14 protein-coding genes are annotated in these 12554 nt (G+C 71.8%); 7 read left to right on the top strand and 7 right to left on the bottom strand.

Translation table 11 applies throughout. The features are described 5' to 3' along the window. Nucleotides 1-11: 11 nt before the first annotated feature. Nucleotides 12-377, bottom strand: a complete 366-nt coding sequence (locus EDF19_RS03005; RefSeq protein ID WP_260216879.1) for a GntR family transcriptional regulator — start codon at nucleotides 375-377, stop codon at nucleotides 12-14. Then, on the bottom strand, nucleotides 374-1327 hold the full coding sequence (locus EDF19_RS03000; protein WP_123679427.1) for a hypothetical protein: 954 nt from the start codon (nucleotides 1325-1327) through the stop codon (nucleotides 374-376). Before EDF19_RS03000 ends, EDF19_RS03005 begins: the two co-directional genes overlap by 4 nt. Nucleotides 1328-1425: 98 nt before the next feature. Between EDF19_RS03000 and EDF19_RS02995 the strand changes: the two genes are divergently transcribed. Further along, entirely contained in the window at nucleotides 1426-1818 is a 393-nt protein-coding gene (locus EDF19_RS02995) for a nuclear transport factor 2 family protein (protein WP_123679907.1), read from the top strand. A gap of 20 nt (nucleotides 1819-1838) precedes the next feature. Here EDF19_RS02995 and EDF19_RS02990 read toward each other — a convergent pair whose 3' ends face one another. Then, entirely contained in the window at nucleotides 1839-2999 is a 1161-nt protein-coding gene (locus EDF19_RS02990; RefSeq protein ID WP_123679426.1) for a N(5)-(carboxyethyl)ornithine synthase, read from the bottom strand. A gap of 80 nt (nucleotides 3000-3079) precedes the next feature. Between EDF19_RS02990 and EDF19_RS02985 the strand changes: the two genes are divergently transcribed. The 3 genes from EDF19_RS02985 to EDF19_RS02975 all read left to right on the top strand — a co-directional run bounded on the left by EDF19_RS02985 (nucleotide 3080) and on the right by EDF19_RS02975 (nucleotide 5691). Next, nucleotides 3080-3751, top strand: a complete 672-nt coding sequence (locus tag EDF19_RS02985) for a Type 1 glutamine amidotransferase-like domain-containing protein (RefSeq protein ID WP_123679425.1) — start codon at nucleotides 3080-3082, stop codon at nucleotides 3749-3751. Nucleotides 3752-3783: 32 nt separating this feature from the next. Then, a complete protein-coding gene (locus tag EDF19_RS02980; RefSeq protein ID WP_123679424.1) occupies nucleotides 3784-4209 on the top strand; it encodes a RidA family protein in 426 nt (141 codons plus the stop codon). Nucleotides 4210-4311: 102 nt separating this feature from the next. Next, nucleotides 4312-5691: an MFS transporter gene (locus EDF19_RS02975; RefSeq protein ID WP_221180608.1), complete on the top strand. Its 1380-nt coding sequence runs from the start codon at nucleotides 4312-4314 to the stop codon at nucleotides 5689-5691. Here the strand turns inward: EDF19_RS02975 and EDF19_RS02970 are convergent. Both EDF19_RS02970 and EDF19_RS02965 read right to left on the bottom strand, forming a co-directional pair. Continuing rightward, nucleotides 5678-6544, bottom strand: coding sequence for a helix-turn-helix transcriptional regulator (locus tag EDF19_RS02970; RefSeq protein WP_123679423.1), 867 nt, complete (start codon nucleotides 6542-6544; stop codon nucleotides 5678-5680). The two genes, EDF19_RS02975 and EDF19_RS02970, sit on opposite strands and share 14 nt — an antisense overlap. 163 nt (nucleotides 6545-6707) lie before the next feature. Continuing rightward, on the bottom strand, nucleotides 6708-7778 hold the full coding sequence (locus tag EDF19_RS02965; protein WP_123679422.1) for a hypothetical protein: 1071 nt from the start codon (nucleotides 7776-7778) through the stop codon (nucleotides 6708-6710). 131 nt (nucleotides 7779-7909) lie between these two features. Between EDF19_RS02965 and EDF19_RS02960 the strand changes: the two genes are divergently transcribed. The 3 genes from EDF19_RS02960 to EDF19_RS02950 all read left to right on the top strand — a co-directional run bounded on the left by EDF19_RS02960 (nucleotide 7910) and on the right by EDF19_RS02950 (nucleotide 11098). After that, nucleotides 7910-8533 carry a TetR family transcriptional regulator gene (locus tag EDF19_RS02960; RefSeq protein WP_123679421.1) on the top strand — a complete coding sequence of 208 codons (624 nt, stop codon included), beginning with the start codon at nucleotides 7910-7912 and terminating at the stop codon, nucleotides 8531-8533. A 98-nt stretch (nucleotides 8534-8631) separates the two neighbouring features. Next, complete coding sequence (locus EDF19_RS02955) at nucleotides 8632-10116, top strand: MFS transporter (RefSeq protein WP_311317090.1); 1485 nt, start codon at nucleotides 8632-8634, stop codon at nucleotides 10114-10116. Next, nucleotides 10109-11098, top strand: coding sequence for an alpha/beta hydrolase (locus EDF19_RS02950; RefSeq protein ID WP_123679419.1), 990 nt, complete (start codon nucleotides 10109-10111; stop codon nucleotides 11096-11098). Before EDF19_RS02955 ends, EDF19_RS02950 begins: the two co-directional genes overlap by 8 nt. A gap of 16 nt (nucleotides 11099-11114) precedes the next feature. Here EDF19_RS02950 and EDF19_RS02945 read toward each other — a convergent pair whose 3' ends face one another. Next, nucleotides 11115-11477 (bottom strand): hypothetical protein, encoded by a 363-nt coding sequence (locus EDF19_RS02945; RefSeq protein ID WP_123679418.1) that lies wholly within the window; start codon nucleotides 11475-11477, stop codon nucleotides 11115-11117. Nucleotides 11478-11541: 64 nt separating this feature from the next. Further along, nucleotides 11542-12522 carry an acetylxylan esterase gene (locus tag EDF19_RS02940; protein WP_123679417.1) on the bottom strand — a complete coding sequence of 327 codons (981 nt, stop codon included), beginning with the start codon at nucleotides 12520-12522 and terminating at the stop codon, nucleotides 11542-11544. Between the last annotated feature and the right edge of the window lie 32 nt (nucleotides 12523-12554).

Below are 12554 nucleotides of genomic sequence, written 5' to 3'. Positions count from 1 at the left end.
GGCGCAGTCGATCACGGACGCGTGGCGTTCCACATCGCGTCGAGTGCGGCACGGAGGTCCTCGCCGACGACGCCGTGGCGGTCCGCTTCGTCGACGGCTCGTCGGAGTGCCACTAGGACGGGGGGCGGCAACGCCCCCCGGCGCTCGGCGACACGGGTGCCGGAGCCGTGCCGTGCGGTGACCAGCCCCTCGGACTCGAGGCGCTGGAAGGCCTTCGCGACCGTTCCCGGAGCGACCCCGAGGTCGCGTGCGAGTTGCCGCACCGACGGGAGCCGATCACCGGCGGCGAGCATCCCGGCGGCGACGAGGCCTCGGAAGTGGTCGGCGATGCCGTCCGCGCCCGACCGCGGGTCCGGCGCGGTCTCCGCTTCGTTCACGCTCGGGCCGCGGCCGCTTCGTGCTCGATCAGGTCCTGCCGTTGGCGGGGTCGGCGCCGCAGCAGGATCGCGACGAGCAGGGCCACGCCGACGCCGGTGACGAGGAGTGCGGCGGGGCCGAGCACCGATCCCACCGCCGCGAACGACGTCCCGAACTCGATCGTCCCGGCCTCGGTCCCGCGCAGCGAGGTCCGGAGCTGCGACGCTCCGGCGATCATCGTCCAGCTGGAGCCGAGCGTCACGCAGAGCGCAGCGGTCGCGGTGCGCAGCAGGTCCGACGCCCGCTGCCGACGGAGCCACTCGTCGCCGGACCGTTCGTCGGCGACCAGCGGCGGTCGTGCGACGCGGGCCAGCCCGGCCCAGGTGAGCGCCACGAGGACGACGGCGCCGATGAGCACCGGAACGCCGAAGTACCACCCGAAGAACAGGGTCCCGGCACTGCCGTCGCCCACCGCCATCGTGAACTCGGTGTACCGGCCGAGCTCGTCCGGCGAGGACACCACCCCGGCGGCGACGACGGTGACCACGACGGCGATGAACGCGGTGGCGGCGCCCGCGATGGCCGACGGTGCGGCGATCGAGAACGCGCTGCGGCGACGGAAGTCCACCACGGGCAGGGCTCCGTGCCGGTGGGCGCGTTCCGACCGGGTGGCGACGGCGGTCACGGCCACGGCGATGATCCCGGCCGCGAGTGGCAGGGTGTCGGGCCACCACTCGAAGAGTCCGAGCGTCGCGGCGCCGAGGGCGATGGGCAGCAACCAACCGGCGAGTGCGACGGCCGCCGCCCACTTGGCCCGCGTCCGGTCACTCCGGACGACCGCCGCCCAGTCGCCACCGAGGACGACCGTGTGGTGACGCGCCGAGTCGAGACGGGCGAGGAGCGCTCCGCCCACGAGTCCGATCCCGGCGACGACCGGTGCGCCGGACGCGATGAGCAACAACATGTACATGGGGCCCCCTTGAGGGAATGTGTACCACGAGCGCGACACACTCTGCAAGGCATCAATCAGTGCTGGCGGTCGCCCCGGCGGAGTCCTACGGTGTCCCCATGGACGCGGACGATGGTGGACACCTGCGCTCGGTGATCGAGGCGCACTGGCACGCATCGGAAGCCGGGGACATCGTGGCCGAGCACGCGATGTACGCCGACGACGCGATCCTGGACTACCCCCAGTCCGGCGAGCGCTTCCGGGGTCGCGAGACGATCTCCGCCCAGCGTCACGACCACCCCGCCGAGCGCCACTTCGCGGTGCGGCGGATCACCGGAGCCGGGGCGCTGTGGGTCAGCGAGTGCACCATCACCTACGACGGCGCTCCGACGCAGACGGTGTCGGTGATGGAGTTCGTCGACGGCGAGGTCGTCCACGAGACCCAGTACTTCGCCGATCCGTTCCCCGCGGCCCCGTCGCGTGCTGCGCTCGCGGAGTCGATGCCCGGCTGAGGAGCCCGAGTCGCGAGGGGTCAGCTGGCGGTGTCGTACGGGTACTCCGCGGAGCGGTCCTGGAACGCCAGGATGGCCGGGTTCACGACGTGGCCGTCGTCGATCTCGATCGCCCGTCGGATCGTCTCCGAGACTGCCCAGGACTCCGGGCCCTCCATGACGGTCCGGAGGAACGGCATCAACGCCTCGCTGATCTCCCACGTGGCGGAGTTCCAGAGCAGCGAGGGGGAGTGGTCGACCGCGTAGTAGTTGGTCGAGCCGCCGACCGTGATCATCGGCTCGACGAACGTCGTGGGCCGTGCCCAGCTGCGGCCCATGCCCTCGTCGATCGACACGTCGACGATGAGGCTGCCGGGACGGAACACCGCGAGGTCCTCGGTCCGCAGGTACGTCAGGGGAGCGTTCGGGTCCTGCAGGGTGCAGTTCACGACGATGTCGTTCTCGGCGAGGTACGGCGCGAGCGGGACCGGCCCGTCCTCTGCCATCACGGTGCTGTCGAACGGTGCTCGTTGGTCGTGCCGCAGCTGCACCATCTCGACCGACGGGATCGGGGACCCGACGGCGGCGATGTCCCGGTGGGTCAGGACGCGCACGTCGTGGATCCCGTGCGCGTTCAGTGCGATGACGGCCCCGCGTGCCGTGGCGCCGAAGCCGATCACGACCGCGGTGAGCCGGCGTCCGTAGTCACCGGTCGAACCGCAGAGCTGCAGGGCGTGGAGGACCGAGCAGTAGCCGGCCATCTCGTTGTTCTTGTGGAACACGTGCAGCCCGAACCCGCCGTCGTCCTGCCAGTGGTTCATGGCCTCCCAGGCGATCAGGGTCAGCCGCTTGTCGATCGCGAGCTGTGTGAGCGGGCGGTCCTGCACACAGTGCGGCCATCCCCAGAGCACCTGGCCGTCGCGCAGGTCCTCGAGATCGGAGGCCTGGGGCTTCGGCAGGAGGACGACGTCGGATCGGGCGATGATCTCGTCGCGATCGGCGACGGCGCCGACGAGCGGTTCGAGCTGCGCGTCGGAGACACCGAACCGCGTGCCGTAGCCGCGTTCGAGGATCATCTGCTCGCGCAGGTCGGGGTCGATGCGCTCGAAGTGAGCGGGATGGATCGGCAGACGGTGCTCGTCGGCCTTCCGCGACTCGGCCAGCACCCCGAGCCGGAGGAGCGGTTGCGCTGTTTCGGTCATGGTCCACCTTAGGAGCGCCCCGCACGGGATGCGCCGTCCGGGTGTACCACTGATCGAGATCCAGTCTGATCGGGGGAGACGTGAAGCTCATGTTGACGTCGGGCGGTGTCACGAACCCGAGCATCCGCGCCGCTCTCGTGGATCTCCTCGGCAAGCCGATCGAGGACAGCCACGCGCTGGTCGTCCCGACGGCGCAGTGGGGGCACCCGATGTGCGGGCCGTCGTCGGTGCGGGACGTGATCGCAGGCGGTGTGGATTCCCGGTACTTCTCCGGGCTGGGATGGGCATCGGTCGGCGTCCTCGAACTCACCGCACTCCCCACGATCGGCGTCGAACGGTGGGGAACATGGGTCCGTCAGGCCGACGTGCTCCTGGTCGACGGCGGCGACGCGACCTACCTGAGCCACTGGATGCGGGAGTCGGGGCTCGCCGAGGTGGTGTCGACGTTGCCGGACACCGTCTGGGTGGGGGTCAGCGCCGGGAGCATGGTGATGACGCCGCGGATCGGGGCGTCCTTCGTCGAGTGGTCAGGCGCGGAGGACGACCAGACGCTGGGCGTGGTCGACTTCTCGATCTTCCCGCACCTCGATGCGTTCCCCGAGAACACCCTGGCGCACGCCGAGCGCTGGGCGGCAGACCTCGGCGGCCCGGCCTACGCGATCGATGAGCAAACCGCGATCACGGTCGTCGACGGTCGCACCGAGATCGTCTCGGAGGGCCGTTGGGTCCAGGTCGCCGCGGCCTCCGACTGACCCTCGCGCCCCTCGGCTGTGAGGATGAGGGGATGAACAACCTCGTGCGCCTCATCCGATTCGACGTGCTCAGCGACGTCGCCGAGTACGCGTACGCATCGACGGCTCCGAGCGGAACGCGGTTCGTGTTCCTCGCGGGGGCGTGCCCGCTCGAGTCGGACGGCAGCACGGCCGCCGTCGGGGACTACGCCGGTCAAGCGGCGAAGTGCGTCGAGACGATGCAGGAAGCCCTTCGAGCTGCCGGCGCCACGATGGAGGACGTGATGAGCACGCGGGTGCTCGTCGCGTCGTCTCGGCAGACGGACCTCGTCGCCGCTTGGGAAGTCGTGCGTGATGCCTTCGGGAGCCATGACGTGCCCAGCACCCTGCTCGGCGTGACCGTTCTCGGGTACGACGATCAGCTCGTCGAGATCGAAGCGGTCGCCGCGGTCCGGGGGGACGACGGGCCCCCGCGGTGACCGATCGGCTCCGGCCGACCCGCGCTGCTCCGCAGTTCGAGCCCACGAGGGGTTCCCCGACAGGGCGTCCCGCCGAGCACCGCGCTCCGGGAGCATCGGAACGTGACCGCGCAGACCACGAACGCGACCGGAGCCGTCCGGACCGGACCAGCCCGACCCGCGGCGAGGCTGACACTCGTCCTCGCCTCGCTCGGGTTCTTCCTCATCACGCTCGACATCCTGATCGTCAACGTCGCGTTGACGACGATGGGTCGGGAACTGGGCGGGAGCACGTCCGGGTTGCAGTGGGTGATCGACGCGTACACGCTCGTGTTCGCGTCCTTGCTCCTGTTCGCCGGGAACCTGTCCGACCGGCTCGGGGCGAAGCGGGCGATCGGCTGGGGCATCGTCGGATTCCTCATCGCCTCCGTCGCGTGTGCGCTCGCCCCGTCCCTCGGCGCCCTCATCGCTGCGCGGGCGGTGCAGGGCGCGGCTGCGGCGGTCATGCTGCCCGCGTCGATGGCGCTCATCCGAGAGGCCTTCCCCGACGCCAGGGAGCGAGCGCACGCGCTCGGCATCTGGGCGGTCGGGGGAGCGGTCGCGGGTGCGGTCGGGCCGGTCCTCGGTGGCTTGCTGACGACGCTCGACTGGCGGCTCGTCTTCGCGATCAACCTGCCGGTGTGTGCTGCGATGCTCGTCATGCTCGTCCGGGTAGGGGCATCGGTGCGGCGGCCGAGCCGCTTCGACGCAGCCGGCCAGGTGCTCGCCCTCCTCGCCCTCGGTGGGCTGGTCTTCGGACTCATCGAAGGCGGGGCCACCGGCTTCGGTTCCTGGCCCGTGGTCCTCGCCCTCACGGTCGCCGCGGGTGCGCTCGTCGGGTTCCTCGTGGTCGAGGCGCGCGGCCGGCACCCGATGATGCCGCTCGACCTGTTCCGCTCGTCGGGGGTGCGGATCGCCCTCGGCGTCGGGTTCGCGTTCATGGTGGGCAACTTCGGCAGCGTGTTCGTGCTCAGCCTGTTCCTGCAGCAGCACCTCGGACTGCCGCCGTTGGCCGCCGGTCTCGTGTTCCTGCCGTCCGCAGCGTTCAGCATCGTCGGCAACATCGTCAGCGGCAGCCTCGCGAACCGCTTCGGTGCACGCCTGCCGATCATCGCGGGGCTCACGACGATGGCGCTCGGCCTGGCGGTGATGGTCGTCTGCGCCCCGCTCGGCTCGGTCGCCGCGGTCGCGGTGTGCACGATCCTGACCGGGACCGGCGGTTCCGTCGCGATGCCGCCGGCGACCGCGGTCGTGCTCGCGAGCGTCCCGGCAGAACGTTCGGGGACCGCCAGCGCGGTGTTCAACACGTTCCGTCAGGTCGGTGGTGCGGTGGCCATCGCCGTGTTCGGCGCGTTCCTCGCGGACCGCGGGCACTTCGTCGAGGGGGTGCAGGTCAGCTTCGTGGTCGCGGCCGCAGTGCTCGTGACCGCAGCGGTGGCGGCGATCCGGATCAGGACGGCGTGACGGCCTCGGTGGCGGCGAGGGAACCGAGCAGTCGGAGTGCATCGGCGGTCGGCGAACCGGGCTCTGCGGTGTAGATTAGGAAGCTCAGCCCTGGGTCGCTCATCAGGCGGGTGCCCTCGAAGGACAGGTCGAGAGGACCGACCACCGGGTGCACGAAGTGCTTCTCCCCGGTGGCGTGACGGCGGACGTCGTGCGCTGCCCACTTCGCGCGGAACTCCGGACTCCGCGTCGAGAGCTCCCCGACGAGGTCTTGCAGGGCCCGGTCGTCCGGGTCGTGGCCAGCGGCAGCGCGGAGGATCGCGACGCTCTGGTCAGCGGCGAGGTCCCAGTCCGGGTGGAACGCGTCCGCCCACTCTCGGTCGAGGAAGGTGGCGCGGGCGAGGTTCGGGTGATCGGTCGTCCGGAACAGGTCGGCATAGAGCGCTCGCCCGAGCGCGTTCACGCCGAGGACGTCGAGGCGGTCGTTGCGGATGACCGCAGGGCCGCCGGTGAAGCCGTCGAGGACGTACTGGAGTCCGGTGCGCAACGTCTTCGGGGTCGAGGACCGTCCGGACCGACGGACCGGGGATGCGTTCGCGGCCCGAGCGAGGTCGAAGAGGTGGTCGCGTTCGGCGTCGTCCAGGAGCAGTGCGCCGGCGATGGCGGACAGGACGCCGTCGGAGACCCCCGCAAGGCTGCCGCGTTCGACGCGGGAGTAGTACTCGACGCTCACGTCGGCGAGCATCGCGACCTCGCCGCGTCGCAGGCCCGCGACGCGTCGGTTCGGGCCCGCAGGCAGGCCGACCTGGTCGGGGCGGACCCGCGCACGGCGGCTGACGAGGAACGCCTTGACGTCGTCGCGGTTCGTGCTCATGAGGCGACCCTACGAGCGGAGGCGGTCACCAGGGGCGCACTCCCAGGACACCCCAGCCCCGCGCCGTGGAGGTGACGCGCTGACGGACGGGAGGCACGGTGCCAGCTGGCACCGTGCCTCCCGTCCGTCCTTGCTCCTGTTCTCGGTCCGCAGCGCGGTCCGCTCAGACGGTCAGCGGATCGGGCGCGTGCTCCGGTCCCCGGACGTGCTCGCCGTGGTGGGCGTGGCGGCGACGTTCGTGCAGGAAGGCTCCGATGCCCATGAGCGCGAGTCCGAACGCGGTCCACGCCGCGAGGGTGAGCCACTGCGGTGTCGAGTCGGCGTCGGGGAAGTACGAGAGGTCGCGGAGCAGTCGCGACCCGGCGCCCGGCGGGAACCACTGGCCGATCGTGCCCCAGGGCGCAGGGAGGAACGAGGAGGGCGTCGCGGTGGAGGCGATCGGGTTCGCGAAGAGCAGGAAGAGGACCGGGCCGACGCTCACGCCGATCCGGCCGATGAGGGTCGAGGCGCCGAGGATCGTGCCGGCGACGGAGGCGAGCGCGAGCGTGAAGGCCGCCACGTTCTCCAGGTACTGGCCCTGCAGGATCCCCAACCAGCCCTGCAGGATGCCGGCCACGGCGAAGCCGCCCACGACGACGAAGACCGCGAGACCGACCGCTCGACGTCCGGTGCCGTGCACGAGGAACGTCAGCAGGATCCCGCCGAGCATGCCGCCCATGACGAGCGGGAACGCTGCGGCGACGAGCCCGGAGCCGGTCGGGTCGTCGTCGGAGAGCGGGACCACGTCGGTGACGCTGACGGTCGCCGTCGCGGGCGTTCCGTCGGCTGCCGCTGCGGCTGCCGCTGCCTGCGCGCGGAGCTCCGCCGCGACGCCGTTCATCACCTGCGCGACCGCGGGGCTCGCTGCGCTCGCGGTGAGCACCTCGGGCGCTGCGCCCGTGGAGAGCACGACCGCGCCGTAGGCGTCGCGTTCCTCGAGCATCTGCACGGCGTCAGCGCGGTCGGTTGCGTGGCTGACGTCGAAGGTGTCGTTGCCCTTCGTCAGGGCGGCCTCGAGCTGCGAGGTCTGTGCGGCGGGCCCGGCGACCACGATCGGGATGTCGTGCGCGGTCGAGGTCCGTGACGGCCAGGTGAAGGCGATCACCACGACGGAGACGACGGCTGCGACGAGGACGGCGGTGGCGACGACCCGGCGCCACGGGGTGGCGCTCGGCAGGGCGGTGGATGTGGTCATGCTGCGACTCGTTTCGGTGTTCGACGGCCCCGGACGCCGATGGTGGGCGATGGGCCGTCCGCGAGCATAGGCAGCTTCCGACAAGAAAGCAACGCGCGTTGACTTCATCGGCCCTGCCGTAGGATCGCCGCATGGCGGACGGACCGAACGAGGGCACCCCGATCCGGCCGCTCGGTCGGCGGCCCGGTTCGAACGACACCCGGAAGGTGGTCCTCGACGCCGCACGGGCGCGGTTCGCGGTCGACGGTTTCGCGGGGGCGTCGATCCGGAAGATCGCGGCCGACGCCGGGGTCGACGCGGCGCTGGTCGTGCGGTCCTACGGTTCCAAGGACGACCTGTTCGCAGCTGCGATGGCGATGCCGCCCGAGACCGCGGTGGCGCTCGCCGAAGCGCTGGACGGCCCGGTCGAGGGACTCGGTGAACGGCTGGTCCGCGCCTTCCTGCGGATGTGGACCGCGCCGGAGTCCTCCGGAGCGCTGCTCGCCACCTTCCGCTCCGCCGTCACGAACGAGCGGGCCGCGGAGAACCTCCGTGCGTTCATCCGGGCACGGGTCCTCGAGGTCTACGCGCCGCGGTTCCCGAACCTGCCGGACGCGGCGCTCCGGGCGACCCTCGCCTCGTCCATGCTCATCGGCGTGGTGGTGGGACGCCAGGTCGTCGGCATCGACGCACTGGTCGATGCCGAGTTCGAGGACATCGTCGCGCTCGTCGCGCCGTCGGTGCAGACCATCCTCGTCACCGAGCGCATGCGCTAGGATCAGCGGCAGAGGGAAAAAACCCGCTCTGCTCCGGCAGGCGGAACCGCGTACGCGTCTCACAGGAGCCGCCACTTCTTCATCGAAGGAGTGCGCTCGTGTCCGTACCAATCCCGAGCCCAACAGCGCCAGCCGCAACACCACGCCTGCGTGACTCGTGGGTGGCCCTCGCCGGGCTCTCGGCGGTGTTCCTGTTCGAGATGCTCGACAACTCGGTCCTGAACGTCGCGCTGCCGACGATCGGCCGCGATCTCGACGCGTCGACCACGATGCTGCAGTGGGTGTCCGGCGCCTACTCGGTCGCGTTCGGCGGGCTCATGCTGCTCTTCGGAGCCGTCGCCGATCGATTCGGTCGTCGCCGGACGATGCTCGTCGGCCTGACACTGCTCGCGGTCGTGAGCGTGGTGACGGTGTTCGTCACCACGGCGGAGCAGTTGATCGTCGTCCGCGCCCTGATGGGTGTCGCCGCCGCGATGACGACTCCCGGCTCGATGGCGCTGGCCTTCCGCCTGTTCTCGGTCGAGGACCTGCGGGTCCGCGCGCTCACGGTCATCTCGACGGCTGGGCTCGTCGGGCTCGCGGTCGGACCGACCATCGGCGGCTTCGTGCTGGCGGTGGCGCCGTGGCAGGTCCTCCTCGTCGCGAACGCGCCGATCGCCGCCGTCGCGTTCGTCGGTGTCCGCACCGGGATCGCGGCCGACCGGCCCGGTGACCTGCACGCACACCCGGTCGACGTCGTCGGTGCCGTGCTCGGGACGGCGACCGTCGTCGGCGTCCTGGTCACCCCGACGCTCTTCGTCAGCGGTGTCGACGGGTGGACGACCTGGGGCGTCACCCTCGCCACGATCGTCGCGGCGGCCGGGTTCTGGGTGCGCGAACGGAGCGCCCGTCACCCGCTGCTCGACCTCCGTCTCATCGCGCAGCCCCTGGTCGCGAGCGGTCTCGCCTACAAGGCGGCCGCCGGCCTCGCGATGGCCGGACTGTCGTACATGGTCACGCTGCAGTTGCAGTTCGCCTGGGAGTGGTCCCCGGTCATGGCCGCCGTCGGCACGCTCCCGCAGGTCGTGGTCCTGCTCGGCAGCGGCCGCTTCGTCGGACCGTTCGTCCGGCGCGTCGGACTCGACCGAGCCGCGTGGACCAGTGCCGCCGCGGTCGTCGCCGGGCTCGCCGTGTTCGCCGCCGGCGCCCGGTTCGGGTACCCGTTCGTCCTCGTCGCCCTCGTCCTCGTCGCCGCGGGAATGCGGGTCGTCGGGGTCGTCGCCGGCACCAACGTCCTGACCGGCCTGCCGGCGGACCGCACGTCGATCGGTGCGGCGCTCGTCGACACGGCGAGCGAGATCGCGACGGCGGTCGGCGTCGCTGCCACGGGCACCATCCTCGCCGCCCTCGTCGGCGGCAGCATCACGACGACCGCGTGGACGCCGGAGCGGATCAGCGCCTTCGAGGGTGCGGTCTCGATCGCCGGCTTCGTCATCACCGCGGTCGCCGCGCTCCTCGTCGGCACGGGCATCGTCCGTGCCCGCCGAGCGTCCACCAGCACCCCCGCAACCACCAGCACCGTCCAGGAGCCCACCGATGTCTGACGCCGTCGTCCGTCCGCCGTTCGACCCCGAACTCGCGACCTTCCTCACCGCGCTCGAAGCTCGCGGCCCTCTCACCGTCACCGCCGAGATGCTGCCCCGCATGCGACAGCTCGACGTGCCCGAGGACGTCCTCGACGAGCGCCTGCGGTCCCGCGGGTACCAACGACGGACCGTCACGGTGCCGGGGCACCTCGGCGACCCGATCGACCTCGCCGTCATCGACCGCATCGAGCGCACCGGGACGACGGCGGCGGTCTACACCATCCACGGCGGGGGCATGATGTTCGGCCACCACCTCGGGAACCTCGACTCCTACGACGACTGGCTGCTCGACCACGACGTGGTCCTGATCAGCGTCGACTACCGCCTCGCCCCCGAGCACCCCGACCCGTACCCGGTCGAGGACTGCTACGCCGGCCTGCTCTGGGTCGCTGCGCACGTCGACGAACTCGGCGTCGACCCAGCGCGGATCGTCATCGCGGGGCAGAGCGCCGGCGGCGGGCTCGCTGCCGGCACGGCCCTCCTCGCACGCGACCGGAAGGGTCCGGAGCTGCTGGCGCAGGTCCTCGTGTCGCCCATGCTCGACGATCGTGACGACACCGTCTCGACGAAGCAGATCGACGGCGTCGGGGTCGCCGACCGGCAGCTGACCCGCTTCGGCTGGAACGCGTACCTCGGCGCGCGACGCGGGACGGACGACGTCTCCGGGTACGCCGCTCCAGCCCGCGCGGCCGACCTGTCCGGATTGCCGCGCACCTACATCGACGCCGGCAGCGCCGAGGTGTTCCGCGACGAGACCGTCGCGTTCGCCAGCCGACTCTGGGCCGCGGGCGTCGATGCTGAGCTCCACGTGTGGCCAGGGGCGTTCCACGGCTTCACGAGCATGGTGCCCGAGGCGGCGATCTCACGGACCGCGACACGGGCCCTCGCCGACTGGACCCGGCGACTGCTCGGTGACCCGGACCCGGTGGCCCGCGGCTGAGGTCCGGGCAGTCTGGCTAGGGCTTCTCGTCGACGAGGGCGACGAACCGGCTACCAATGCCCTCGACCTCGCGCCGGGTCAGCCCGGCGGTGGGGTCGGGCGCCTGGTACGGGGCGTGGTAGTCGCACATCAGGTAGTCCCAGTCGGGCCACCACTTCTTGGGCCGGGCGTCCTCGGAGAACCCGCAGACCACGCACTCGAGGTGGACCCAGACCTTCTTCGTGCCCGTGCGGTTCGCCCGGGACTGCGCGAGCCAGGCGGGCGGGTCCTGCTCGATCGCGTCGAGTTCGGCTTCGCTGATGCGTGGTGGGATCCCGTGGTGGGTCGCCATCTCGAGGGGGATGTCGAGCCGGACGGCGGCGTCGCGTCGGGAGAGCATCCCCCTAGGGTAGGTGCCCCTGCGCGGCGGTCCCGACCGGGTGCAGGTCGCACTGACGCGGCCCCTAGCCCCGAGCCCGCAGGAACGCCACCTGCCGCTCCCACTGCCGGAAGCCACCACCCTCGTGCCCGTTGTACGGGTAGACCTCGATCTCCCGGTCGACGGACCCGAGCGCGTTGTACGCCGCGAAGGTGGTGCGCGGGGGCACGACGTCGTCCATCAGCGCGACGGAGAACAACGCGGGTGCGGTGATCCCGGCAGCGTGGTTCACGCCGTCGAAGTACGCCGCGGTGGCCCAGACGGCCTCGGCAGCGTCGCGGTGCACGGACAGGTACGTCGCGAGCTCGAGGTACGGTCCGCCGACGGCGACGTCGGTCCCGCGCTCCCAGTCGCTCAGGAACGCGACGTCGGGCAGCACCGCGGTGACCGGTCCGACGTGGGCCTCGACGAGCGCGGCGGCGGCGATCGCGATCCCGCCGCCCTGGCTCCCGCCGGTCAGCGCGATGCGTTCGGGGTCGATGCCGGGCAGCGTGCGCACGGCGTCGACCAGGCGGACGGCGTCGGTGTAGACGCGGCGGTAGTAGTGGTCGGCGGGGGAGCCGATGCCGTTCGTCATCCACCCGCTGGCGTGCGGTCCGGAGCCGTGCGGGTCCGGGGTGTCGCCGCCGGCCCAGCCCGAGCCCTGGCCGCGGGTGTCCATCACGACGTGCACGTACCCGGCGAGGGCCCAGTGCACCCGCTCGCCGGGGCGACCGCGGCCGCCGCCGTACCCGAGGAACTCGACGACGACGGGCAGTGCGCCACCGTCGTCGGCCACGGGACGGTTGACCCAGGCGCGCACGGGGTCGCCGCCGAAGCCGGAGAACGTCAGGTCCTCGACGACGAGGCCGGTGACGGGGGTGTCGACCGGCGCGAGGACCGGAGCGACGCCGGCGGCGCGGGCCGAGGCGATGGTGTCGGCCCAGAACGTGTCGAAGTCGGCGGGGCGACGGACGTCGGAGCGGTAGGCGCGGAGTGCGTCGAGGGGCAGGTCGGTCAGTGGCATGTGGGGGTCCTCCGGGACGATCGTGCCCCCGG

The organism is Curtobacterium sp. PhB115 (assembly GCF_003752025.1).
Classification (GTDB): domain Bacteria; phylum Actinomycetota; class Actinomycetes; order Actinomycetales; family Microbacteriaceae; genus Curtobacterium.
The sequence above is the reverse complement of the archived record's forward strand: the minus strand, read 5'-3'. Positions and strand labels throughout refer to the sequence as shown.

Coding starts and splice junctions, on each gene's coding strand:
- EDF19_RS03000 (WP_123679427.1), bottom strand. CDS start 1,327: ATGTACATGTTGTTGCTCATCGCGTCCGGCGCACCGGTCGTCGCCGGG.
- EDF19_RS02995 (WP_123679907.1), top strand. CDS start 1,426: ATGGACGCGGACGATGGTGGACACCTGCGCTCGGTGATCGAGGCGCAC.
- EDF19_RS02990 (WP_123679426.1), bottom strand. CDS start 2,999: ATGACCGAAACAGCGCAACCGCTCCTCCGGCTCGGGGTGCTGGCCGAG.
- EDF19_RS02980 (WP_123679424.1), top strand. CDS start 3,784: ATGAACAACCTCGTGCGCCTCATCCGATTCGACGTGCTCAGCGACGTC.
- EDF19_RS02970 (WP_123679423.1), bottom strand. CDS start 6,544: ATGAGCACGAACCGCGACGACGTCAAGGCGTTCCTCGTCAGCCGCCGT.
- EDF19_RS02965 (WP_123679422.1), bottom strand. CDS start 7,778: ATGACCACATCCACCGCCCTGCCGAGCGCCACCCCGTGGCGCCGGGTC.
- EDF19_RS02960 (WP_123679421.1), top strand. CDS start 7,910: ATGGCGGACGGACCGAACGAGGGCACCCCGATCCGGCCGCTCGGTCGG.
- EDF19_RS02950 (WP_123679419.1), top strand. CDS start 10,109: ATGTCTGACGCCGTCGTCCGTCCGCCGTTCGACCCCGAACTCGCGACC.
- EDF19_RS02945 (WP_123679418.1), bottom strand. CDS start 11,477: ATGCTCTCCCGACGCGACGCCGCCGTCCGGCTCGACATCCCCCTCGAG.
- EDF19_RS02940 (WP_123679417.1), bottom strand. CDS start 12,522: ATGCCACTGACCGACCTGCCCCTCGACGCACTCCGCGCCTACCGCTCC.